The 1,587-nt window shown below is 62.6% G+C and carries 2 protein-coding genes; both read left to right on the top strand.

The genetic code is table 11. The annotated features are described in order from the left end of the window. Positions 1–1,216: AMP-binding protein (locus HLUSI_RS29215; protein WP_016835126.1), on the top strand; the 1,216-nt coding region annotated here is incomplete at its 5' end. After that, positions 1,213–1,587: GntR family transcriptional regulator (locus tag HLUSI_RS0117100; RefSeq protein WP_016835125.1), on the top strand; the 375-nt coding region annotated here is incomplete at its 3' end. The genes HLUSI_RS29215 and HLUSI_RS0117100, both read left to right, overlap by 4 nt.

The raw sequence follows: 1,587 nt of genomic DNA, 5'->3' as shown, positions 1-1,587 counted from the left end.
GCAGGGTGCGCTGTACCAGTCGTTGCGGCCACTCGGTGAGACCAACCCAGCGCTGAAGATCGTCGACGTCGGCACGGATCACTACCTTGACGCCGCATCCGGCCCGTTGCTCGACGCCTTCCCCATCGCAGCCGATGCGCTGGCCTGGCTGTTCTACACCAGCGGCACCACCGGCCGTCCCAAGGGCGTGATGCTGACGCACGCCAACATGGTCAGCATGGCGATGCATTTCCTGATCGACGTGCAGCCGCTGGCCAGCGATGACGTGCTGATCCACGTTGCACCGATGTCGCACGGCAGCGGTCTGTACAGCGTGCCGTACTTCATCCGCGGCGGCCTGCAGGTGATTCCGGAATCGGGCGGACTGGATGAAGCCGAACTGTTCGGGCTACTCAATCACTACGACAAAGCCAGCCTGTTCGCTGCGCCCACCATCGTCATGCGATTGATCCAGCACGTCCGCAACCACACCGGCGTAACATGGCCCGGCCTGCGCTGCCTGCTGGTCGGCGGTGCACCGTTCTATGCGGAAGACATCAAGAGCGCGGTACAGTGCTTCGGCGCGCGCGTGGCGCAACTGTACGGCCAGGGCGAAACACCGATGACCATCTCGGCGCTGTCGGCCGACTTGCTGGCGCGCGCCGTCGCCGCCGACGACACCGCCATGTTGGTTTCGGTTGGTTTCGCCCAGACCGCGATCGGCATCACGATCGTCGACGCCGACGGCAATCCAGTGACGGCCGGTACGCCCGGCGAAGTCATCGTACGTGGCCCCACCGTCATGACTGGCTACTGGGGCAACCCGGAAGCCACGCGCCAGACCATCGGCGGCGGCGCGCTGCGCACCGGCGACATCGGCCTGATCGACGAAAGAGGCTTGCTGCACCTCAAAGACCGCTCGAAAGACGTTATCATTAGCGGCGGCACAAATATCTACCCGCGCGAAGTCGAGGAAGCGCTGCTGACGCACCCCGCGGTCGAAGAAGTGTCGGTGGTCGGGGCGCCTGATCCGGAATGGGGAGAATCGGTGGTGGCCTTCATCGTCTGTCATGCAGGCGCGAGCGCCGGCGAGCAGGAACTGGACGAACTCTGCATCCGCACCATCGCCCGCTTCAAGCGACCCAAGCGCTATGTATTCGTGGAAAAACTACCCAAAAACGGAACCGGCAAGGTATTGAAGCGTGAGCTTCAGCAAACACTGGCAAACACTGCATGACATCAACAGACAAATTGTTCGACCGGGAAGCCGTCAGCCAGACTGAGAAGGCTTACGTTCTCCTCGAAGAACTGGTCGTGACCGGCGGCCTGCCGCCAGGCACCCAATGGTCGGAAATCGTCCTGAGCGAACGCATCGGCATCGGCCGCTCGCCGACCCGCGACGCCTTGCAAAAACTGGCCTTCCAGCGCCTCGTGCACATCGTGCCGCGGCAGGGAATTTTCATCTCTGAAATCGATTATCAGGGGCAGTTGCAGGTGATTCAGAGCCGCCGCGAAATCGAGCGCCTGATCGTGTCGCAGGCGACGCTGTGCGCCAATGAAGAAGAACGCGAAGCCATGGCCGTGCTGGTCGCGCAACTGGAAAAACTC

The sequence above is a fragment of the Herbaspirillum lusitanum P6-12 genome, assembly GCF_000256565.1.
Taxonomy (GTDB): domain Bacteria; phylum Pseudomonadota; class Gammaproteobacteria; order Burkholderiales; family Burkholderiaceae_D; genus Herbaspirillum; species Herbaspirillum lusitanum.
Note: the sequence above shows the minus strand (reverse complement) of the source record. Positions and strands in the feature narration are given on the sequence as shown.